Here is a 23608-nt window from a genome sequence, read left to right on the forward strand (position 1 = left end):
ACCCATGAACGCCAGCGATGGGGTCCGCGTCACGCTCAGCGAGTTGATCGAGATGCGCCATCGCGTGCGCGAAGTGCAGCTGTTTTCCACGCCAAGCCAGCGCAGCCCGCTGATCGGCCTGCACCACTCCAAGCTGCGCGGACGCGGGGTGGACTTCGACCAGGTGCGCGTGTACCAGGCCGGGGACGACGTGCGCACCATCGACTGGCGCGTGACGGCGCGCACCCAGGAGCCGCACACCAAGCTGTTCCATGAAGAGCGCGAGCGGCCGATCTTTATCATGGTGGAACAAAGCTGCCGGCTGTTTTTCGGCTCCGGGCAGATGTTCAAGGCGGTGCTCGCAGCGCAGGCAGCCAGCCTGATCGGCTGGGCCGCGCTGGGCCACAACGACCGTGTGGGCGGGCTGGTGTTCGGCGACAGCGAGCACTACGAAATCAAACCCCGGCGCAGCAAACAAAGCCTGCTGCAACTGCTCAACCGCCTGGTGCGAGTCAACCAGAGCCTGAACACCGAGAGCCGCCCCGAAGCCGACGCCCTCGGCATGGCCCTGCGCCGTGGCCGCGAAGTGTTGCGCCCCGGCAGCCTGGTGATTGTGATCTGCGACGAACGCGCCCTCACTGAGGGCGCCGAGCAACAACTGAGCCTGCTGTCACGTCACTGCGACCTGTTGCTGCTGCCGATTTCCGACCCGCTGGACCACGCCCTGCCCGCCGCCGGGCTGCTGCGTTTCGCCGAACGTGGCGCGCAGTTGGAACTGGATACGCTCAACTTCGACCTGCGCCAGGCCTACAAGGCCCAGGCCGAAGCGCGCATTGCGCGCTGGGAACTGCTCGCGCAAAAGCTGCGTGTGCTGTTGATGCCCTTGAGTACCCAGAGCGAAATGGTCGAGCAACTGCGTGAATACCTCAACCCGCAACGCCCGGTTAAAAAACAATGAGCAGCCTGGACCAACTGCAGCCGCTGATCGCCCCGCCCGCCATCGGCTTCTGGCCGCCTGCGCCGGGTTGGTGGCTGTTGCTGCTGGCGATTCCGCTGCTCGGTTGGGGCCTATGGTCGCTGCGCCGCTTTCTGCCGACCCGTCGCCCCATCGCCCGCGCCGAACAACCGCTGGACCCGCTGCGCATTGCCGCCCTGGCGGAACTGGCGCTGATGCCCAAACCCTACGACGGCGCGCCTGCCGGCGCCTGGCTGCAACAGCTCAACGGCCTGCTCAAGCGCCTGTGCCGCAACGACTACCCCTACAGCCAGAGCCACACCCTCAACGGCCGCAAATGGCTGGCATTCCTCGACAACCGCTGCCCCGCCGCCGGCCTCACGCGCTGGATGGTGTTGGTGGAAGGCGCCTACAAACCCGAATGCAAACTCGACGACAAGGCCATCGCCGGCCTGACCCAAGCGGTCGATACCTGGATTCGCAAACATGTTTGAATTCGCCTGGCCGTGGATCTTTGCCCTGTTGCCATTGCCCTGGCTGATGCGCCTGGTGCTGCCGGCAGCCGACAGCGGCGAGCCCGCCCTGAAAGTCAGCTACCTCAGCGACCTCGAAGGCCTGGCCCGCCGCCGCGCCCGCGTCAACCTGCCAGGCTGGCGCCAGCAAGCACCGTTCGTGGTGCTGTGGTTGCTGCTGCTGACCGCCGCCGCACGCCCGGAATGGCTCGGCGAACCGCTGCCCATCGCCGCCAGTGGCCGCGACCTGCTGGTGGCGGTGGACGTGTCCGGCTCGATGGATTTTCCCGATATGCACTGGCAGGACGAAGACGTAAGTCGCTTGAGCCTGGTCAAGCACCTGCTCGGCGATTTTCTTGAAGGGCGCCAAGGTGATCGCGTCGGCCTGATCCTGTTCGGCAGCCAGGCCTACCTGCAGGCACCGCTGACCTTCGACCGCCGCACCGTGCGCACCTGGCTGGATGAAGCGCGCATCGGCATTGCCGGCAAGAACACCGCGATTGGCGACGCCATCGGCCTGGCCTTGAAACGCCTGCGCCAGCGTCCGGCGCAGAGCCGCGTGCTGATCCTGGTCACCGACGGCGCCAACAACGCCGGGCAGATCGACCCGCTGACCGCTGCGCGCCTGGCGGCCGAAGAAGGCGTGAAGATCTACCCCATCGGCATCGGCGCCGACCCGGAACAGACCGGCTCCCTGGGCATCCTCGGCGTCAACCCGAGCCTGGACCTCGACGAACCGGCGCTCAAGGCCATCGCCGAAGCCACTCATGGCCAGTACTTCCGCGCGCGCGATGGCGAAGAGTTGCAAGCGATCAAGCAAACCCTCGACAAGCTCGAACCCGTCGAACAACAACCCACCCAGGCACGCCCCGCCCTGGCCTTGTACAGCGCGCCGCTGGCCCTCGCGCTGGTGCTGAGCATGTTGCTGGTGATCCAGGAACGTTGGCCGAACAACGCCCTGCAACGCGTGTTCAATAAACTGTCGAGCAAGGGCATGTTCCTGCAGCAACACCCGGAATGGCGCCAACGCCTTAAACGCCTGCGTTTGCGGAGGCGTCGATGATCGACCTGTGGCCGCACTGGTTCCGTCCCTGGTGGCTGTTGCTGCTGCCGTTGCTCGGCTGGCTGCTGTGGCACCTGTGGCACCGGCAAAAGCGCGCCGGGCGCTGGCAGATGATCTTGCCGCCGGCCTTCCACGCGGTATTGCTCAGTGGTGGCAACGGCCGCGAGAGTAAATCGCCTTGGGTGGTGCTCGGCATCGCCTGGCTGTTGGCGGTGCTGGCGTTGCTCGGCCCCAGTTGGCAAAGGGTTGAACAGTCCAGCCAGAAGCCGTCCGACCCGTTGGTGGTACTGCTGGAACTGACCCCGGAAATGCTCGCCACCGACAGCCCGCCCAACCGCCTGGAGCAGGCACGGCGCAAACTGTACGACCTGTTGCAGGCGCGCACCGACGCGCAAACCGCCATCATCGTCTACGCGGGCAGCGCCCACACGCTGGTGCCGCTGTCGGACGACCTGGCCACCAGCCGCAACCTGCTGGAAGCCTTGCGCCCCTCGATCATGCCCGAACCGGGCCACCGCGCCGACCTGGCCGTCGAGAAGGCGCTGGGCCTGCTCAAGCAAGGCGGCCTCGGCCAGGGGCGCCTGTTGTTGATCGGTTCTTCGTTGTCCAAACAGGAGCGCCAGGGCATCCGCCTGCTGCTGCAAAGCGGCCAGGCGCCGAGCTTGTCGATCCTCGGCATCGGCAGCCGCGAGGGCACGCCGGTGACCCAGGAGAGCGGCGAATTCCTCAAGGACGAACAAGGCGCGATCCTGGTGCCGCGCCTGGACAGCCCGACCCTCAAGGCCTTCGCCAGCGAAATGGGTGGCCGCTACCGCGCTGCGCGGCTGGACGACAAGGACCTGCGCCAGCTCGGCGTACTCGACCCACCGCAAGCCCTGCGCAACGATGGCCAGTTGCTGCACCTCGACACCTGGGCCGACCAGGGTTACTGGCTGCTCCTGCCGCTGTTGCTGCTGGCCGCCTGCGCTGGCCGGCGTGGCTGGCTGTTCTGCCTGCCGCTGCTGTTGTTGAGCGCGCCGCAGCCCAGCTACGCGTTCGGCTTGCAGGATTTGTGGTTGCGCCCCGACCAGCAGGGCCAATATCTGCTGAAGAAAAAACGCCCCGCCGAAGCCGCCGAACACTTCCAGGACCCGCAGTGGAGGGGCGTGGCGCTTTACGATGCCGGCAACTATGCCGAGGCCATCAAGCTGTTCGCCGAGGGTAATGACGCCTACTCCCACTACAATCGGGGCAATGCCCTGGCAAAATCCGGTGAACTGGAAGCCGCCATCGACGCCTACGAGCAAGCCCTCGAAGCCCAGCCCGATCTGCAACCGGCGCTGAAAAACAAAGCGCTGGTGGAAACCCTTATGCAGGAACAGGCCCAACCGGAGCCGCCTCCTGCGGCAAAAAACGAGGATGACGAAACCACCCAACCCGGCCAAACTGCGCAACCGGGCGGCACGGGGCAAAACGCCACGGGGGGCGAACAGTCATCCCAAGGCCAGGGCGAAGCCGGCACTGGCGACACCCAGCCCGGCAACACGCCGCAAACCGCGGGCAATGAAGTGCCGGGCAGCGAACTGGGCGACGAACAGACCACTACCCCGCCGCTGCGGCCCAACGATGCCAGCCTTGACGGTGAACATCGCCAGGCCCTGGAGCAATGGCTGCAGGAGATCCCGGACAACCCCGGAGAACTGCTGCGCCGCAAATTCTGGTACGAACAGCAACAACATCAGGACAAGACTCGATGAGCCGCCGCACCACCCTACTGTTTCTGCTCGCCCTGTCGGCAGGCCACGCCCAGGCGGCGAGCCTGGTCGCCAGCGTCGACCGCAGCCGCGTCAACTCCGGGGAAACGGTGGAACTCACGGTGGAATCCAGCGACGTGACCCAGTTCGGCAAGCCCGACCTGTCGCCGCTGGATGCACAGTTCGAAGTCAGCGGCACGCGGCAGATCAACCAGCTCACCACGCTGGGCGGCGACAACCACGCCACCACGCGCTGGATCATCACCCTGCTGCCCCGGGAAAACGGCACGGTGGTCATCCCGCCCCTGCAAGTGGGCGAACACAAGACCCAGCCGATCAGCCTGCAAGTGGTGGAAACCGCCAGCCAGAACACTGCTGCCGAGCTGGCGCCGGTGTTTGTCGAGGCCAACCTCGACCAGACCAGCGTCTACGTCCAGGCCCAGGCGCTGTTGACCGTGCGCGTCTACCACTCGGTGTCGCTGTATGACGACAGCAGCCTCACGCCGTTGCAAATTGCCGATGCGCGTGTGGAACAGCTGGGCGAGTCGCGCACCTACGAAAAGGTCATCAACAGCATCCGCCACGGCGTGATCGAGACCCGCTACGCCATCTACCCGCAGCACAGCGGCACGTTGGCAATCCCTGCGCAGACTTTCAGCGCGACGCTGGTGGAATCGCGCCCACCCCAGGAAAACACCCTGCAAGGCACCAAGCCGGGCAAGTTGATCCACGTGAGTTCCGCAGAGCTGCCGCTGGTGGTCAAACCCAAACCGGCGCTGTACCCCGCCGATACGCCGTGGTTGCCGGCACGCAGCCTGACCCTGAGCGAAAACTGGAACCCCGAACCCGAGCACGTGCAAGTCGGCGACTCCCTGACCCGCAGCCTCACGGTCAAGGCCGAAGGCCTGTCCAGCGCGCAACTGCCGGCACTGCCCAGCACCGAAGTCAACGGCCTGCGCCGCTACCCGGACCAGCCGGTGCTCGGCAACCAGAACAACGACCGTGGCTTGATCGGCAGCCGCGAAGACCGCGAGGCGCTCGTGCCCACCCGCGCAGGCAACCTGGAACTGCCTGCCGTGGACGTGGTGTGGTGGAACACCCACGAAGACCACCTGGAGCGCACCAGCCTGCCCGCCCGCACCGTGCAGGTTGCCATCAACCCGAGCCTGGCCGTGGATACCCCCGCCACACCGACGGTGATCACCGCACCGGACGATGAGCGCCTGTGGCTATGGCAACTGAGCACGCTGATCCTGGCCTGCACCACCCTGCTGGGGTTTGGCCTGTGGTGGCGTGCACGTCGGCAACCGGCCGTGCAGCGCGCCGCACAAACCGGCCCGAGCCCGCGCACCCTGCTCGATGACCTTAAACGCGCCACCCAGGCCAACGACCCCCAAGCCACCCGCCAGGCCCTCGACGCCTGGGCGCGGCAACAGCCGGAAACCCTGGCGGATATGGCGGCGCGGTTTGTGCCGCTGTCGGACGCGTTGGACGGGCTGAATGGTGCGCTGTACAGCGAGAGTGGGCATTTCTGGCTGGGGGAGGACTTGTGGCGTGCGGTGAAGGCGATTCCGATGGCTGAGCGTGAGGTGGATCCGACGGCGGATACCACCAGCTTGCCGCCGCTGTATCCCAAGTAGCCAAGGTGACTACTTAAGATAGGACAGGCGTGGCCGATAAAGCGATGTAGCTTTCGATTAATGGAGTTTTTTAAAATGGCCATTACGTTGAATGTTTCCTATCCGCCTTTAAGTAAGCAGACAGACGCTTACGCCATCAAAAACCCGCAGCAAGTCACGAATGCCTTCACTATTACCGAAGCCTCCGAGGCGGCGGATACATTGAAGCTTGGCGATCAGGAGAAGATCAGTCAACTTAAGGAGTTTTTGAAAGATTATGATATGACGTCAATCAGTACGGATGAGCTTAAGAAAGTCGGTAGAAGGCTCTACGATGACGGAATGATCAGCCAACGCGCTTTTGGGATGTTCATTTCGGGTGATGGTGCATCAGATGCCAATGGTCGCCAAACAAACACCCACGTAAAATTTAATGCCATTGCCCTATTCAACGAGAAACTGGAAGATACGCGGGCTTTTTTCAAAAGTGAACCAATGGTTGCAATGCAAGACGGTGCCATGGATCACTTGCAAGGGATGGTCAGCGCAAATCAAGCTGTTGGTGCATTGGCGTATTTTGTCAAGTCCGCTAATAATGATTTATCGATAAATGAGTACGCTTGAATTTGATTTATGAGTCAAGGCGCGCCAGGTTCAACCTGACGCGCCGCCTGCTCATCTAGCGTCCGTATCTCACCGTACCTGAATAGGATTTAGACGCGCTGGTTTCGTTTTTCAGCCTTACACGATAGGTACCGAATGGCCCCACGTAAGACGCGTTAGTGCCGATACTGAATGACACTCTGCTCCAGGATGAGCCTACTTCACGCTCGATAAAAATCGCCGGAGCACTTCCCGCTCCTCCCGCTGAAACCGTTGCATCGATATTCGCGGCAGAACAGCTATTGGCTCCGGTTATTTTAAATGGACCATATACCGTAATCTCATCATTGGGCTGCATTATCCCGGTATAACTATCAGCAATATTCAAACACAACGCAGATGCCTGGAATGAAACAAGCATCAATCCAGCAAGCGGCAATGCAATAAGGCTTTTCATAATAGTCTCCATCAGTATTAAGAAAACACAAAGCGCATCACGCAGGGAGCGCGTCAATTGACCACTCCACGCTTGCCAGACTGCATGAATTATTTATCAAAGTAAGCCAGCCGCTTCCTAAATTCTGGAAGGAAAGGCCTGTCATTTTTTAGTGTAGGAACAAGTAAGGCGCGTCCTAATCCTGCCTCCCACTTATAAGATCGGCATTTAATAGCATTTTACTTTGCGTTTTTTTCAGATAAATATTCTAACCCTTGGCACGGGGCGGTTTACTCGCGAATGCGGTGTGTCAGATAGAAATGCACTGCCTGACCCACCGCCACCCGGAGCAAGCCCCCTCCCACATTGAATCTGCGTCGCCTGGGGGCAGCAGGGTCGCATTACAGGTAAACTCCCCTCCTTTTCATCTATTCCACGGAGTTCGCCTTGCGTCTGTTTCACACCTCCGACTGGCACCTGGGCCAAAACCTCCACGGCCAGGAACGCGACTTCGAACACGCCTGTTTCCTCGAGTGGCTGCTGGGCCAACTCAAGACCCATCAGCCGGATGCTCTGCTCATCGCCGGCGATATCTTCGATACCGTCAACCCGCCGCTCAAGGCCCAGGAGCGGCTGTATGACTTCATCATCAGCGCCCACGAACAAAACCCCAAGCTGACCATCGTGATGATCGCCGGCAACCACGATTCCGGCTCGCGCATCGAGCTGCCGGCACCGCTGATGCGCCGACTGCGCACTCATGCGCTCGGCCGCGTGTTATGGCTGGATGACGGCCAGCTCGACGCCGAACGCCTGCTGATCCCGCTGCCCGATGCCAAAGGCAAGATTGCCGCCTGGTGCCTGGCTTTGCCTTTCCTGCGCCCGGCGGAAGTTACCGGCGCGCACCTGGGCGACGATTACCTGCGCGGCATCGGCCAGGTGCATGAATGGCTGATCGCTGCGGCCAATGCCAAGCGCAAAAAAGGCCAGGCGCTGATTGCCATCAGCCATGCACACATGGCCGGTGGTTCGGTGTCGGAAGACTCCGAGCGCAGCCTGATCATCGGCAATGCCGAGGCGCTGCCGGCCAGCTTGTTCGATAAAAGTGTCGGCTATGTGGCCCTCGGCCATTTGCACAAGCCGCAGAAGGTCAATGGCGAAGAGCGTATTCGCTACAGCGGTTCGCCGATCCCGCTGTCGTTTTCCGAAATCGGCTACAAGCACCAGATCCTCGATGTGGTGTTCCAGGGCCAATGCCTGGTGAGCGTCGAGCCCATCCTGATTCCGCGTTCAGTCGACCTGCAACGCCTGGAAGCCGTGCCCCTGGCCGATATCCTCAAGGCCCTGGCCGAGTTGCCGGACATCGACCTGCTCGCCGAAACCCAACGCCACCCCTGGCTCGAAGTGCGCGTCCTGCTCGACGAACCGCAACCCGACCTGCGCCAGCAAATCGAAGCCGCGCTGCAAGGCAAGGCAGTGCGCCTGGTGCGCATCGCCGCCGAGTACGCCGGTAAAGGCCCCCGTGAAGACGAAGGCGACGACCGCCTGATCGAACTCGACCAGCTCACGCCCCAGGAACTGTTCAGCCGCGCCTGGCAGGACAGCTATGGCAGCGAGGTGGATGAACAGACCTTGAAGGACTTCGCCGTGTTGCTCCAGGAAGTGCAGCAAGAGGGGGAACAGCCATGAAGATCCTCGCCATCCGCCTGAAAAACCTCGCTTCCCTGGCCGGCCCATTCGAGATTGACTTCACCGCCGAGCCCCTGGCCAGCGCCGGGTTGTTCGCAATCACCGGGCCGACCGGCGCCGGTAAAAGCACCTTGCTCGATGCCTTGTGCCTGGCGCTGTTTGGCGCCGTGCCGCGCCTGGGTGATACCGGCCAGGCGAAGATGCCGGATGCCGACAGCGATATCTCCATCGGTGACCCGCGCACGTTGTTGCGACGCGGCACCGGTGGCGGTTATGCCGAGGTGGATTTTGTCGGCGTCAGTGGCCGCCGCTACCGCGCGCGCTGGGAAGCCAACCGCGCCCGCGACAAGGCCAGCGGCAAGTTGCAGAACAGCCGCCAGAGCCTGATCGACCTGGACAGCGACCAACTGCTGGCCAGCCAGAAAACCGAATACAAGACCCAGCTGGAACTGGCCCTGGGCCTGAACTTCGAACAGTTCACCCGCGCCGTGTTGCTGGCGCAAAGCGAGTTCAGTGCGTTTCTCAAGGCCAACGACAACGAGCGCAGCGAACTGCTGGAAAAGCTCACCGACACCGCGCTGTACACCCAGCTTGGCCGACGCGCCTTCGACAAGGCCAAAGAGGCCCGGGACGCGCACAAACAGTTGCAGGACCAGGCCACCGGCGTGGTGCCGCTGGCCGCTGAAGCCCGTGCCGAACTCGATCAACAATTCGATGCCGCGCAGCAACACCTCAGGACCCAGCAGGCCCAACTCAAGCAGCTGGAGCTTCAGCACACCTGGCTCAAGGAACTGCGCGAATGGCAGGAACGCCAACTCGCCGCCACCGAGCAGCTTCAGCTGGCGCAGGCCGAGTGGAATAACCAGGACGCGCAGCGCCAGGACCTGAGCCGCCTGGAACAGTTGGCGCCGCAGCGTCATCTGTTCGTGCGCCAGGCGGAACTCGGCACACAGCTGGCGCCGTTGGCGGCGCAGATTCAGTCGCATACCCGGCAACAAGACGAACTACACACCCGCCAGGAACAGGCCCGGCACCAACAAACCAACGCGCAAACCGCCCTGGCTGAAGCGCTGAACAACCAGGCGGATGCCGCGCCTTTGCTGCGCCAGGCGTTCGACGAACAAAGCACCCTCGCGCACTTGACCAAAGAGCTGGCCAAGCGCACCGAGGACAAACAGCGGCACGCAAGCGCCTGCACCGAAGGCCAGGCCCAGCTCACTGGCCTGCTGGAAAAACAGCACCAGGTCGCAGAGCGCCTGCAACGCCTGAGTACCGAGCTTGAGCGCAGCGCCGCCCTTGCGCCGCTAAGTGATGCGTGGACCGCCTACCGCGACCGCCTGCAGCAGCTGATGCTGATCGGTAACCGCCTGAACAAAGGCCAGGCCGAACTGCCGCAACTGGAGCAACGTGCAAGCAGCGCCGCTGAACAGTTCACCCAGCAACGCGAAGCCCTGGACTTGCTGTATCAGGAGGCCGGTGCCGAGCCTCACGCCGTGGCCGAGCAGATCCAATTGCTGGCCAGCCTGCTGCAAGACAATCGCAAACAGCAGCGAGCCTTCGAAGACCTGACGCGCCTGTGGGACAACCAGCAACAGCTGGACCAGCAAGCCACCAGCCTGACGCAAAAGCTCACCACGGCCCAACAGCAACGCGAACAGTTGAACCAGACCGGCCTGCACACCAAGGCCGAGCTGACCGTCGCGGAACAGACGCTGAACGTGACCAAACAGCTGCTGGAACGCCAACGCCTGGCCCGCAGTGCCAGCGTCGAGGAATTGCGCGAGCAGTTGCAGGACGACCAGCCCTGCCCGGTGTGCGGCAGTCACGAACACCCGTACCACCAGCCCGAAGCCCTGCTGCAAAGCCTTGGTCGTCATGACGAAAACGAGGAAGCCAACGCGCAGAACGCGGTGGACACCCTCAAGGAGAAACTCACCGAGTTGCGTGGCGAAGTGGGCGGTTTGATCGCCCAGCAGAAGGAATACCTGCAACAGCAGGAACACCTGGCGACGCAACAACAAGCGCTGAAACCGAGCCTGGATGCACACCCGCTGACCGCATCGTTGTTCAACCAAGAGGCCGCCAAACGCAGCGCCTGGCTTGAGCAGCAACTGAGCCAACTGACCCAAAGCATCAGCCAGGACGAACAGCGCCAAGGCGCCCTGCTCAACCTGCAACAAAACGCCGGGCGCCTGCAGCAACAACTGCAAGCCGCCCAGGAGGCAAGCCAGCAGGCCCGCCAATTACTGGTCGACCAGCAACGCGAGTTGGCCAGTGACCGCGAACGCCTTGAGCAGGAACTGAGTGCCTTCGCCAACCTGCTGCCCCCAGACACCCTGGCAGGTCTGCGCGCCGAGCCGGCCGCCACCTTCATGCAGCTGGACCAGCAGGTCAGCCAGCGCCTGGAACAGCTGGGCCACCAGCGCGACGAATTGGCCGAGCAACAGGAACGTCAACAGGCGATCGAGAAGGAACAGACCCACCAGCAGCATCGCCAGCAACAACTCGACGCCCTGCTCCAGCAAGTCACCGAACTGGCGAGCCAACAGCAAACGGCTCAGGAAAAACTCAGCGCGTTGCTCGGTGAGCACACCAGCGCCGAACAGTGGCAGCAACAGCTGGATCACGCCGTCACCCAGTCGCGCCAGAGCGAAACCGACGTCAACCAACAACTGCAGGACATCCACAACGCGCTGATCCAACTGGCCGCCGACCTCAAGGCTCAGCAGGAACGCGAACAGGCATTGCAGGCCGAACAGCACAGCCTCGACACGCGCCTGCACGACTGGCGCGCCCTGCACCCGGAACTCGACGACGCCGGCCTCGACCGTTTGCTGGCCTACGACGACGCCCAGGTCAGCCACTTGCGCCAGCAGTTACAGCACAGTGAAAAAGCCGTCGAACAGGCCAGGGTCCTGCTGCAGGAACGTGAGCAACGCCTTGCCGAGCACCAGGCCCAACACAATGGCAACCTCGCAGCCAATGAGCTGGACACCGCCCTGGCCACACTCAACCAGCAATTGGCCGAGGCCGAGAAACACTGCGCCGAACTGCGCGCGCGGCAGTCCGAAGACCAGCGTCGCCAGGACGCCAACCAGGCCTTTGCCGAGCAGATCGCCAAGGCGTATGACGAATGGCAACGCTGGGCGCGCCTGAACGCACTGATCGGCTCGGCCACCGGCGACACCTTCCGCAAGATCGCCCAGGCCTACAACCTCGACCTGCTGGTGCACCACGCCAACGTGCAACTGCGCCAACTGGTACGCCGTTACCGCCTCAAGCGCGGCGGCAGCATGCTCGGGCTGCTGGTGATGGACACGGAAATGGGCGACGAACTTCGCTCGGTGCACTCGTTGTCCGGCGGCGAAACCTTCCTGGTGTCGTTGGCGTTGGCCTTGGGCCTGGCGTCGATGGCCTCCAGCACATTGAAGATCGAGTCGCTGTTTATCGATGAAGGCTTCGGCAGCCTGGACCCGGAATCGCTGCAACTGGCGATGGACGCGCTGGACGGTTTGCAGGCCCAGGGCCGTAAGGTGGCGGTGATTTCCCACGTGCAGGAAATGCACGAACGCATCCCGGTACAGATCCAGGTCAAGCGCCAGGGCAATGGTTTGAGCACGGTGGAGGTGAAGTGAGCGAAGCGCTGCTGTATTCGTTCCGGCGCTGCCCGTATGCGATGCGGGCGCGCCTGGCGTTGCGTTATTCAGGTGTGCCCGTGCAGATCATCGAGGTGAGCCTCAAGGCCAAGCCGGCCGAGATGCTGGCGCTGTCGCCCAAGGGCACGGTGCCGGTACTGAGCGTTGACGGACGGGTGATTGAAGAGAGCCTGGAGATCATGCAATGGGCCCTGGCCCAGCACGATCCGGATGATTGGCTGCTGCAGGGTGACCCGGCGGTACTGGCACTGATTGCCGAGAACGACCAGGGCTTCAAGTATCACCTGGATCGATACAAGTACGCCGACCGCTACCCGGAACACCCGATGGAACACTATCGGGCCGAGGGCGCGGTGTTTTTGCAGAAGCTGGAAGGCTTGCTGGCGGAACGCGCGTACTTGCTGGCAGAGCATCCGAGCCTGGCGGACATGGCCCTGGCGCCGTTTGTGCGGCAGTTTGCCCATGTGGATCGGGAGTGGTTTGCTGCTGCGCCGTATCCTCGGCTGCATCAGTGGCTGGAGCAGTTTCTGCAATCGCCGCTGTTCATTGCGGTGATGGCAAAAAATTAACCTGTGGTGAGCGGGCTTGCCCCGCGCTGGGGCGCGAAGCGGCCCTGAAACCCTTCACCGCATTCCTACCGATAAAAATGCGTTGTTCTTATTGGGGCTGCTGCGCAGCCCAACGCGGGGCAAGCCCGTTCGCCACGGCCAATCCGTATCAGCCTTCAACCAAATCCAACAATCGCTCGCGAGCAACCTCCGGCTCACCGTCCACCAACTGTACGGAGGACAAAATGGGCGCGGAATAAAGCACCAGAATGAGTGCGGCGAGTCGGAGTGCCATGCTGTCGATTCCAGGAAGATGAGCGTCAATTTCTGAGCGTCAAATTTAAACGCATGGCAATGTGATATCAATCTTTTTTCTTCTGCACACACACAAACGCCAAACCACTTGAACGAGCCAGGCTTCGTTCCAGTGGTTTGGCGTCTGCCGGTGTGCAGGTTATTGCTGGGTCTTGTGATCCAGTGCAGCATAGAAATTGGCGCTCTGTTGCAGGTATTTCTGGGTGTAGGCGCTGGTGCTGGATTTTTTGCCGGTCACTTCCACGCTGGCTGCGGCAGGCAGGGCAACAGTGGCAGAAACAGCGGAAGCGGCGATGATGGAGAAGAGGTTCAGATTCATGGCGGTAACCCTTGTGTTCGTTTGGTTGAGTGGCCGGGGAAGGCCTTGGAACCAAACTTACGCCCGAGGGCTGAACCTTAGAAATGCTTTGAAACAGTAGCCGCTATTAACAGAATTAATAGAAAGGGTCAGGCCCCGCGCGGCGGGGCCTGTGGCTTATTGACGCACCAGGAACTTGAGGTCGCTGGGCGCATCAATCGGCAATTTCTGCACGGTTTTACCCAGCAGGCCGGTTTTTGGGTCGCGTTCGACTACGACGATTTCGTTGCTTTTCTGATTGGCGATCAGCAGGAACCGACCGCTGGGGTCCAGGCTGAATTCGCGCGGGTGGTCACCGTCCACCGAGCGACGTTGCAACTCCTTGAGGTGCGCGGTGGCCGGGTCGATGCTGAACACCAGCAACTGGTTGGCCGTGCCACGGTTGCTCACGTAGAGGAATTTGCCGTCACTGGAGGCATGCAACGCGGCACCGGCCTTGTCGGACACCGGCTGCCCGGCGGCGAAGTCCACCAGTTGGGTCTGGGTCAACTGGCCGTCCTTGTAGTCGAACACCGCCACCTGCGCGCTCATCTCGGTGGTCAACCAGGCGTGCTTGCCATCAGCGCTGAACAACAGGTGGCGCGGGCCGCTGCCTGGCGGCAGTTGCACCGAGGCCGGGTTGGCCGGGGTCAATGGCAGTTCATGGTTGGCCTTGGGGTCGTAGCGGTAGGCAAACACCTTGTCCGCCCCCAGGTCCTGCACAAACACGTACTTGCCATCCGGCGACGACACCACCGAATGCACGTGGTTCGACGCCTGCCGCTCAGGGTTCACGCGACTGGCCGGGTGCCCACTCAGTTGCACCGGAGGCGACAGCTTGCCCGTGGCGTCGACCGGCAGCACCGCCAGGCTGCCGCCCGGGTCTTCCACCACCGAATAGTTGGCGACCAATAGGTAGCGCCCATCGGCGGCCACGCTGGAATGGGTCGGCTCATTGCCCAGGCTCTGCACCTGGTTGACCAGGGTCAGTTGGTGAGTCTGCGGATCGATGCTGTAGCTGCTTACGCGCCCGACCGGGTCTTTCTGCCCGGGACCGTTCTCGTTGACCACAAACAGGTGCTTCTGGTCCTTGGAGATCGTCAGCCAGGACGGGTTGGCCGCTTTGGCCGCGAGCACCGGTTTACCGCTGAACTGACCCGTACGGCTGTCGAATTGCAGGCGATAGATGCCTTCGCTGCTGCCGGCGGTATAGCTGCCCACCAACAGTTCATAGGTGTCGGCCGGCGCGGCTTGCACCGACATCGCGCCCACGCTGCCGGCCATCAGCAGCGGCCAGAATTTACGCATCATCATCCGCTTCATCCTCGTCGTTATTGTTGCCGGTGAAGGCGCGCATGCAGATCAGGCGGTGCTCGCCCGAATCACCGGTAAGGGTCCAGCTTTGCAAGGTGTCATCGAACGTCGCGGCGTTTACCTGTTCCAGGCTGAAGCGCCAGCGTTTTTCTGCACGGCCGTCCATGGCGGTGATCAGCAATTTTTCTTTATCGAGTTGGAAATCGAAGGCATGCAGCCCATCGATTTCAAGCATGTCGCTGGTTTCAAGGACGGCAGGCAAATTCTCAGTCATCACAGTCTTTCATCAGGTTCAAAGCGCTAATCATAGGCCAGTTTGCTGCCGGGGCCTAAAACCATAGCGGGCTACCGCATGCTGGCAACGCCGGGCATTACCTTGCAAGGACGCATTCTTATCCGACGTAAAGGAATTCCCATGCCCGCACAGCCCAATACCCCAGCGGCAAACCCCACACGACAAGCGGTTGAAGCGCAGTTTCTCGGGCGCCCGACGTTGCGCACCGTCACCGCGCAAATGCTGGGCACCCACCTGGTGGAAAAGTACCCGCCCCTGACGCTGCCCGTCACCGATCTTCGGCTGGCCGTACCCCGCGAAGGCGGTGGCCGAGTCTTGCTGCCTTTGCTGGACGTCGCGCTGAACCATATCGCCGACGGCAGTTTTCCCGAATTGACGGCACGCCAGAACCTGGATTGCTACCTGAGCGATGCAACCGGCACTCGGCTCAGCTATCAGGTCAACGGAGATCGTCGCGACTTCGACCTGCGGGTCATCGAGGCCATCCTTCGGGAGCTACCTCACGTACTGTTCATCGGTTTTCAAGAAGCACTGGCCGCGTATTGGGGACAAGACAGTGACGCAGGGGGCAGCCGCTGGAAGTGGCTGGCCGATGTGCTGCAGGGCGTGTTGCTCGACGTCGCCACGCGCCAGACCAGCGTCACGGCGCAACACCTTGAAATTCTCAACGCCTTGAACCGCTATCCAGACCGGGCAACCCGTGCGCTCGGCCCCGCCCCCGCGAACGAGGTCCACGCCTACACCCTGGAAACGCATTTGCAGCGCTCGGGCAAGCGGCTCACCTTCCAGGCCACCGAGATCCTGGTGGTTCGCGCAGAGCAGGTGTTGTTGTATCGCTTATCCGGTGAGGTTGAGCCCTACCCCGACCTGGACACCTTCGGCCAGGCATGGGGCAAACACGTGCAACAGCGTTTCACTGCCGACCAGATCACCTGGCAGCAGTACGAGCCGGACGGGAATATTTTTGAGGTACAGGCCGCGCTAATCCTGAACCAGCAACTGGACGATCTCGCCGCCCTCCAACTCCCGGCCCAAACGACGGTGCAAGCGCTGGAAGAGCTGTTTGCGGTGACCACCGATCCCGCGCAGTGGCTGGCCCAATCCAGCGCCACGCCGCTGGCAACCCTGGCATCCATCCAGGCAGCCCTGCCAGCCACTCTGCAAGACGCCAGCGCGGCCAACCGGATGGCCTACCGCCAAAACCTGCTGGAACACGCCAACATCAAGCGCCAGGTCCTCGGCGACTCAGACTTCGATAGCCTGGAAACCCTGCGCGGTTATGCCACCGCGCATTTGAACCAACAGTTGTGCATGGACCGCGCCGTTGCCCAGGGCGGGCAACGTGCCTGCACCCTTGAGGCGTTGTCTGCCGGCTACCAGGCCGACGATCTGGAACTGACCTTTCATGTGCCGGTGGGCACCCTCGAAGGGGGTTACATTGAACCGGTCGTCATGAGCCTGGTTGACCTGGCGCTGAAGAACCTGTCCGGCCGCCCCAAGGGCCGCATGACCGTGCGCCACCGCACGGGCCGCGAGATCGAAACGTGGTTGACGCCCGACTACCTGCTTAAACTGGTCCAGCGTGTTGATATCGGCAAAAACTATCCCGCCTACCTGCGCCGAGAGCTGATGGGGGATACCCAGGCCGCGCGTAAACGCCAACAGCTGTTCGAGCAACTACGGCCCATTCATTTAAAGACCCACGCGCTGGAGTGCTTGATCAATGGCCAGGCGGGCCTGACTCAACGCGGCTTTCACTGTGTCAATGCACTGGTAAACCCTAACCCGCTGGAACGTCGGGTTGGTGACGACGAAATTGTGATCCGCCCGCTGGCCTTTGTACGTAAACCAGGCGCCACGGCCGATGTCGTGCGCAACATGTTCATCATTGAACCGCGCAATACACAATCAGGCCCGCACTTGCTGTATCGCCCGGCCTATCCCGATGCATTGTTGGAGTACGCCAACCGCGACCAACTGCTGGCCGCCATCGCGCAACCGGGTACCCTGCAGGACAGTGTCCTGACCTGGATGACTGACAACGCCAGAGGCATCTACAGCCACGGTGGCTTCACCCAGCCTCACTCTGTACGCGTGGGTATCGGTTCGGAGTTCGATAGCCTGCCCAGCGTGCCCAAGCCCGCAGAGCTGACGCGCGCCGACGACGAATGCAACGACGAACTGCTTCAGGCGCTCAACAGTGGCAGCCTCATGGAATACCTGTTCGGCAGTGAAACCCGACAACTGTTGGATCAGGCTGAACAAGCGTCCACATCCAACAGCGAAAGCCGCTGGGCACTGATCCTGGAAGGCCTGCAACTGGGGTTCAACACACTACTGCTGGTCGTGCGTGGTCCCTTGGCGGCAATCGGCTGGCTGATGCAGGCCACACAAAGCCTGGTGAAAGACCTGCCGGCACTGGAAAGTGACGATCCGACCGCCAGGGAGCTGGCGTGGGTGGATCTGCTGCTCAATGTCGGCATGCTGCTGTTGCATCATGGGTCGCTCAGCGCGCCCCGCGAAACGCCTTTGCGCGATGAACGCGCCACGACTCCCGCGCCGTTCCAACGACGCTGGCCTGGCCAATCAATCGGTCGATCGGCTGTGGTTGAACGGGGGGCTGTCGGGCTGCCTTCCGAACCGCCCGGTGGTGGCCGCACCTTGTTGGACTTTGACCGCTCATTGGCGGGCGACGGCGCATCGGCCAGGCTTTTGCAGAAGCTGCTGGCCGTCAACGTGCCCTGGCCAACCCCCATTCCCGAGCCGGTTTCCCTTGGGATGTATCGCGGCTTGTACTCGATCAACCGCCAATGGCATGCCTCGCTGGGTGGCCTGCTGTTCAGGGTCAACATCGTGCCGGGTTTTGGCGAGGTCTTCATTATTCATCCTCTGAAGCCGGAACACCCGGGCATCCAGCTGAAAACCGACGGCCGCGGCCATTGGACGGTGGACCGGGGGCTCAAGCTGCTGGGGGGTGGACGCAAGCGATTGCAAGAGCTGCGCAATGAAAAGCAGCTTGAGAATGAAAGGTTGCAGGCGCGCGCACTCCAACTCGTTCAGGAAGCGCAGTTCCTCACGGCACCGATCGATCAAGCAGGCGCCCAGTTGCCACCCGCCCTCAAAAGCCTGGAGAAACAACTCAAGACCCTGCAAATCATTCAGGATCTGCTGCTTAAAGCTTCCGATACACAACGCCCGAGCCTGGAAGTACGCCAACAGACTGAAGTCCAGGAATACAAGCGCCTGCGCAATCAGTTCGAAACGCTGCTGCAGAACGTCGAAACTCAACTTTCCCAAGCGTTGCCCGTGCGCTTCGAGCTAGCCACCTTGACCCGTCAATTGGAGGCCGCCGCGATTGCTGACCTGCCCCAGATCAATCCATCAACCATCCTGAAAGAGGTTTGGAACCAACAGTTGTTTCTCCACAAGATGCAATTGGAAGCGTTGGGATTCCATACCGCGACCGAAGCGGGCGAACCCTTGGAGGCGTGGAACCAACGCATGCAGCCGCAAATAGTGGCGGGAGACTTGGCCCTCGTCGACGAAAACCTGCGGATGGTCACGGGTTATATCGATTACCTCGAACACATGGCCGTGCATTCCGCCACGATGGAAGCCACCCTTGAGCACCTTGGGCAAGGGTCGGGGGCCGCGCGTGCAGTACGTCAAGAACTGCTGGCAAGCATTCCAGTGGTTGAATTGTTTTTCTCCGACAACCTGAAGCTAAATGCGTTGGAACTGCTGACCGGCCTGAGCCAGTTACGCCTCAAGATGCATTCACAACTTTCTGCGTTGCAGTGGTATTACAAGGCCCGTTATCAAGTGTCCGGGCTGGACATAAGCCTGAAATCCCACCTCGAGGTACGCAGCAGTACCGAGTACCCACTGGCCGAGCAACGCAATGTCTACGAGACCGTCCTCGATAAGTACCAGCATGCCGAATTCGCCCTACAAGCCCTCAAGACGCTCAAGCCCGATGCTTTAGGCCCGGAAGCCGAGCGTGTGCTCAAAGGCCTTGAATACGCCAAGGTGTTGGCGCAAAACGAACTGGAATCGGTGGTGCGAGAGCAGGAAGACCTCAAGGTCGAACTGCCGTTATCCAAAACCCTGCGCGCCAAGCCTGCGGCAAAGCGCGTGTTCAAGACCCGGAAAAAGGAATACCTGATCGGCGAACTCAAACCCGCCGACGCGCAAACCACCCAGGAACACATCACCATCACTGACACGTTGCTGGGTAAAACCCTGGCTTCGTATAACCAGCAGGCGGATGGTTGGGCCCCCATCGACGAGGAGGCCACCCTCGCGCCGGCCCCACAGGCTCGCTCACTCGCGGACCTCAAAAGTGAAGCCCAGGCCTTGATTGAACAACGCCAAGACCTGGAACAATTGGTCGCGGCGGACCAGGCGAAGCTGGACTCCCCCCTCACCCGCCAGGACGCCAACCCCGGCGAATGGGATAAGTTGCTCAACACACAAGCCAACAAACTGACCGAGCTCGCCAACGAAATAAAACGCGACCATTTCAACGCGCCTACCGCCCAGAATCTGATCGATGAATGCCTGGCACAGGCCAAGGACATCAATCGCTGGGCACAACGTATCTGCAGCGAAGCCTACAAACGCCAGTGGCCGACAATGGAAAGCGTCGCTTACCTCTGGGACCACCAGCAGATCGATATCAACCTCACCAGCCAGGCCGATCCGCAACGCCCGACCCTCAGTGGCGACTTCTTCACCGAATACGCGGTGTACGACAAGGCGCAAAAGCCACCGGTGGTGCTGTGGTACGCGCACTTCCACTATGCTGCCGCTGACGCTCCACCCGCGAATTACACCCGGGCGCATCTGAAGTTGCCGGAGCAACGCAAACTCACCCAGAAGGATTTGCTCAAGGCCCATGTGCAGGATTATCTGAGCCGTGTGAAGGACCCCGACAACGCACCGGTGACCAAAATTGTCTATGTGCTGATCACCCCGCCACTGGACAACCTGTTCCTGAAGATAGCGCCCAAGCCCAACGTTCAGTAAACCACTGGATGAGAACCTGTTCCTGAAACGGTAACCCGCAAAAAAGCCGCACACTGTGCGGCTTTTTCAAAACGCGACGACTCAGTGCGCAAACAACGAGTTGCCCTTCTGCCCCGCCAACTTCTCCGGCTTGATCAGGAACCGCGCCAGCGCCGGCAGCAGCCACAACGCACCGAACATGTTCCACAACAGCATGAAGGTCAGCATCAGGCCCATGTCGGCCTGGAACTTGATGGCCGAGAAGATCCAGGTGCACACGCCGATCGCCAGGCACAGGCCGGTGAACAGCACGGCTTTACCGGTGGACTTGAGGGTCTGGTAATAGGCTTCTTGCAACGGCAAACCGGCACGCAGGAAGCTTTCCAGGCGGCTGTAGATGTAGATGCCGTAGTCCACGCCAATCCCCACGCCAAGGGCCACCACCGGCAAGGTCGCGACCTTGACGCCGATACCCATGAACGCCATCAGCGCGTTGCCCAGCACCGAGGTCAGCACCAGCGGCAGCACGATGCACAGCGTCGCGGCCCAGGAGCGGAAGGTGATCATGCACATGGTCGCCACGCACAGGTACACCAGGATCAGGATGGTCAGTTCCGACTCCTTGATCACTTCGTTGGTGGCCGCTTCGATCCCGGCGTTACCGGCGGCGAGGATGAATTCCAGGCCGTCCCTGTTGTTCTCCTTGGCAAAGTCCTGCACTGCATGCACCGCACGGTCGAGGGTTTCGGCCTTGTGGTCATTGAGGAATACCAGCACCGGCGCCAGCGAGCAATTGTTGTTGTACAGGCCATCGGCACGGGCGATGGAGTTGTTCAGCACATCCGGGTTGCGCGACAGGGTTTCCCATTTCAGGTTGCCTTCGTTCATGCCCTTGATCATCTGCTTGGACACGGTCACCAGCGAGATCGCCGACTGCACACCTTCGGTGTTCTGCATCTTCCACATCAACTGGTCGATGGGCGCCATGGCTTCATAGCGCGAGCAGCCTTCGGCCTTGGTCTTGACCATCACCACCAGCACGTCGGAACTGGTGGAGTAGTTGCTGATGATGAAGTTGTTGTCCTTGTTGTAGCGCGAGTCCGGGCGCAGCTCCGGCGCACCCTGGTCAAGGTCGCCGATCTTCAGGTTCTGGCTGTACCAGAGGCCGCCACCAAAGGCGACAAGCGCCAGGGCGATGGAGATCGGCGCGACTTTCGGGTTGGCGAAATTCGACAGCAGGCGCCAGAACGAATGTTCGCGATTCGCGTCTTTCTTGCTCTTGGCGATGGCGCGCTTGCTGATGCCGACATAGGAGATCGCCACCGGCAGCAGGATCAGGTTGGTGAACACGATCACCGCCACACCGATGGACGCGCCAATCGCCAGTTCGCGGATCACACCGATGTCGATGATCAACAGCGTGATGAAGCCCACGGCGTCGGCAAGGATGGCGATCATCCCCGGCAGGAACAGTTGCCGGAAGGTGCGCCGCGCGGCGGTCAGGGCGTTGTCCGCCTCGCTGGACTGCAGCGCGATGCCGTTGATCTTCTGCACGCCGTGGGAGATCCCGATGGCGAAGATCAGGAACGGCACCAGCATCGAATACGGATCAAGGCCGAAACCGAAGAAGTGCATCAACCCCAGCTGCCAGATCACCGCCACCAGCGTAGTGCTCAACACGGCGACGGTGCTGCGCAGGCAGTTGGTGAACCACAGCAGCAGGATCAGGGTGATAACGAACGCGATGCCGAAGAACATCACCACCATGACCAGGCCGTCGATCAGGTCACCGACCTTCTTGGCGAAGCCGACGATGTGGATCTTGACGTTGGGGTTCTGGGCTTCGAACTTATCGCGGATCTTGTCTTCCAGTTCGTGGGAGAACTTGCGGTAGTCCAGGGCCAGTAACTTGCCCTGGTCCTGCGGGTCCGGGTAGGACTCCAGCAGCGGAATGTCGACGATGCTCGACTTGAAATCGTTGGCCACCAGGCGCCCTACCTGGCCGGACTTGAGCACGTTGTTGCGCAGTTGATCGAGACTTTCCGGCGAGCCGTTGTAGCTCTGCGGGATCACTTCACCGCCGGCAAAGCCTTCTTCGGTCACTTCGGTCCAGCGTACGCTGGGGCTCCACAGCGACTTGAGCCCCGAACGGTCGACGCCAGAGATGTAGAACACCTCGTCGTTGATCTGCCGCAGGGTCTCCATGTACTCCTTGGTAAAAATGTCACCGTCCTTGGCCTCCACCGAGATGCGCACCGTGTTGCCCAGGTTGGCCAGGTCGTTACGGTGTTCCATCATCTTTTCGATGAAGGGGTGCTTGAGGGGGATCATCTTCTCGAAGCTGGTGGACGGGCGAATCAAAGTCGCCTGCCAGAACAGGAAAATACTCACCAGCAGGCAGATGACGATCACTGCTGGCCGGTTGTTGAAGATCAGGCGCTCAAGAAAGGTTGCTTTATCGTTGTGATGACTGCTCATTCTTTCCCCGCCCTTATTATTGTTTTACGAGTTCGGCGCCGTTGGGCGCGGCGACGCGAACGCCACCCTGCCCCGCCAGAATCAAGTTGCCGTTGCCTGCCGCCGTGACGGACGACAGCGAAATCCGGTCCGGACGGTTGAACACGCTGAAGGTCAGACCATCGTCATGGCTGACCACCACGCTGCCACCGTTGCCCACCACGACGATGGAGCCGTCATCCAGCAAGGTCGCGCCCGACAAACCAAACTCCAGCGCTCCCCGCGCCGCGTTCAATTCGACCGGCTCCCAGGTGCTGCCAAAATCCGTGGAGCGGTACAGGTTGCCACGCAAGCCATAGGCCAGCAGCGTCTGCGGCTGGGCGGTGCCGATCACGCCGAACAGCGAGCCCTCGTAGGGGCCTTCGAGCTTTTCCCAGGTCTGGCCGTCGTCGCTGGAGCGGAACATGCTGCCCTGCTCGCCGACGATGAACAGGCCGGCATCCTTGATGTGCGCGATGGCGTTGAGGTGGTACTGGTCTTCGTTGTCAAGGCGGTCGCTGACGTCATTCCAGGTCTTGCCGCCATCGGTGGTTTCGATCAACGCACCGTAGGCGCCCACGGCCAGGCCGTGGTTCGCGTCGTTGAACCACACATCGAGTAAAGGTGCTTCGCGCTTGAGGTCCTGGTATTGCTGGGTCCAGGTGGCGCCGCCGTCGGCGCTGGCGAGGATCTGCGCATCATGGCCGACCGCCCAGCCTTGCTTGTCATCGACAAAAAACACCGCCGTGAGCAATTGCCGGGTGGGGACTTTGGCTTGGGTCCAGGTGCTGCCCTGGTCGTCGGAATAGAGGATGTGCCCGCGATCACCGACCGCCACCAGGCGCTTGCCCGCGTGGACCACGTCGATCATCAGGCCCTTGGCGGCCTTGGGGGATTCAATCGCAAACACCGGCGTTGCGGCGGTATCGCTGGCGGCCAGTACCGGTGTGGACAACGCACCACCGACCAGCAACGAGAGCGCTGTGGCCAGCATCGCAACCCTGCGTGCGGCGCGTGGGCGGCAGACAACCCAACCCATTACAGGCTCACT

The 23608-nt window shown here is 61.6% G+C and carries 16 protein-coding genes; 10 read left to right on the top strand and 6 right to left on the bottom strand.

What is annotated here, in order from left to right:
• The first annotated feature begins 4 nt into the window (after positions 1-4).
• The 6 genes from NL123_RS17705 (at position 5) to NL123_RS17730 (ending at position 6485) form a co-directional block, all read left to right on the top strand.
• Complete coding sequence (locus NL123_RS17705; RefSeq protein WP_248488098.1) at positions 5-937, top strand: DUF58 domain-containing protein; 933 nt, start codon at positions 5-7, stop codon at positions 935-937.
• The gene (locus NL123_RS17710) at positions 934-1428 is read left to right on the top strand and encodes a DUF4381 domain-containing protein (protein WP_248488097.1); all 495 of its coding nucleotides are present in this window, start codon (positions 934-936) and stop codon (positions 1426-1428) included. Before NL123_RS17705 ends, NL123_RS17710 begins: the two co-directional genes overlap by 4 nt.
• Positions 1421-2509 carry a vWA domain-containing protein gene (locus NL123_RS17715; protein WP_494355934.1) on the top strand — a complete coding sequence of 363 codons (1089 nt, stop codon included), beginning with the start codon at positions 1421-1423 and terminating at the stop codon, positions 2507-2509. Before NL123_RS17710 ends, NL123_RS17715 begins: the two co-directional genes overlap by 8 nt.
• Positions 2506-4245 (top strand): tetratricopeptide repeat protein, encoded by a 1740-nt coding sequence (locus NL123_RS17720; protein ID WP_494355935.1) that lies wholly within the window; start codon positions 2506-2508, stop codon positions 4243-4245. The genes NL123_RS17715 and NL123_RS17720 overlap by 4 nt, the downstream gene beginning before the upstream one ends.
• Entirely contained in the window at positions 4242-5882 is a 1641-nt protein-coding gene (locus NL123_RS17725) for a BatD family protein (RefSeq protein ID WP_494355936.1), read from the top strand. Before NL123_RS17720 ends, NL123_RS17725 begins: the two co-directional genes overlap by 4 nt.
• A gap of 75 nt (positions 5883-5957) precedes the next feature.
• Positions 5958-6485 (top strand): hypothetical protein, encoded by a 528-nt coding sequence (locus tag NL123_RS17730; protein ID WP_248488093.1) that lies wholly within the window; start codon positions 5958-5960, stop codon positions 6483-6485.
• Positions 6486-6540: 55 nt separating this feature from the next.
• On the opposite strand, the gene NL123_RS17735 is transcribed toward NL123_RS17730, so the two are convergent.
• Positions 6541-6921, bottom strand: a complete 381-nt coding sequence (locus NL123_RS17735) for a hypothetical protein (RefSeq protein WP_494355937.1) — start codon at positions 6919-6921, stop codon at positions 6541-6543.
• A 426-nt stretch (positions 6922-7347) separates the two neighbouring features.
• Between NL123_RS17735 and NL123_RS17740 the strand changes: the two genes are divergently transcribed.
• The 3 genes from NL123_RS17740 to NL123_RS17750 are packed head-to-tail and all read left to right on the top strand — an operon-like array spanning position 7348 to position 12814.
• Positions 7348-8589 carry an exonuclease SbcCD subunit D C-terminal domain-containing protein gene (locus NL123_RS17740; RefSeq protein WP_494355938.1) on the top strand — a complete coding sequence of 414 codons (1242 nt, stop codon included), beginning with the start codon at positions 7348-7350 and terminating at the stop codon, positions 8587-8589.
• Positions 8586-12224, top strand: a complete 3639-nt coding sequence (locus NL123_RS17745) for an AAA family ATPase (RefSeq protein WP_248488091.1) — start codon at positions 8586-8588, stop codon at positions 12222-12224. Before NL123_RS17740 ends, NL123_RS17745 begins: the two co-directional genes overlap by 4 nt.
• Positions 12221-12814, top strand: a complete 594-nt coding sequence (locus NL123_RS17750; RefSeq protein WP_494355939.1) for a glutathione S-transferase — start codon at positions 12221-12223, stop codon at positions 12812-12814. Before NL123_RS17745 ends, NL123_RS17750 begins: the two co-directional genes overlap by 4 nt.
• Positions 12815-13247: 433 nt before the next feature.
• On the opposite strand, the gene NL123_RS17755 is transcribed toward NL123_RS17750, so the two are convergent.
• The 3 genes from NL123_RS17755 to NL123_RS17765 all read right to left on the bottom strand — a co-directional run bounded on the left by NL123_RS17755 (position 13248) and on the right by NL123_RS17765 (position 15033).
• Complete coding sequence (locus NL123_RS17755) at positions 13248-13427, bottom strand: hypothetical protein (protein WP_010210027.1); 180 nt, start codon at positions 13425-13427, stop codon at positions 13248-13250.
• Positions 13428-13583: 156 nt separating this feature from the next.
• On the bottom strand, positions 13584-14759 hold the full coding sequence (locus tag NL123_RS17760) for a lactonase family protein (protein ID WP_494355940.1): 1176 nt from the start codon (positions 14757-14759) through the stop codon (positions 13584-13586).
• A complete protein-coding gene (locus NL123_RS17765; protein ID WP_058424120.1) occupies positions 14746-15033 on the bottom strand; it encodes a DUF5629 family protein in 288 nt (95 codons plus the stop codon). The genes NL123_RS17760 and NL123_RS17765 overlap by 14 nt, the downstream gene beginning before the upstream one ends.
• A gap of 141 nt (positions 15034-15174) precedes the next feature.
• Between NL123_RS17765 and NL123_RS17770 the strand changes: the two genes are divergently transcribed.
• A complete protein-coding gene (locus tag NL123_RS17770; RefSeq protein ID WP_494355941.1) occupies positions 15175-20082 on the top strand; it encodes a dermonecrotic toxin domain-containing protein in 4908 nt (1635 codons plus the stop codon).
• A gap of 81 nt (positions 20083-20163) precedes the next feature.
• Here the strand turns inward: NL123_RS17770 and NL123_RS17775 are convergent, their stop codons facing one another.
• Both NL123_RS17775 and NL123_RS17780 read right to left on the bottom strand, forming a co-directional pair.
• The gene (locus tag NL123_RS17775) at positions 20164-22539 is read right to left on the bottom strand and encodes an efflux RND transporter permease subunit (protein WP_248488087.1); all 2376 of its coding nucleotides are present in this window, start codon (positions 22537-22539) and stop codon (positions 20164-20166) included.
• A gap of 16 nt (positions 22540-22555) precedes the next feature.
• Entirely contained in the window at positions 22556-23596 is a 1041-nt protein-coding gene (locus tag NL123_RS17780) for a WD40/YVTN/BNR-like repeat-containing protein (protein ID WP_248488205.1), read from the bottom strand.
• Positions 23597-23608: the final 12 nt, after the last annotated feature.

Source organism: Pseudomonas sp. FBCC-B1565 (assembly GCF_059133265.1).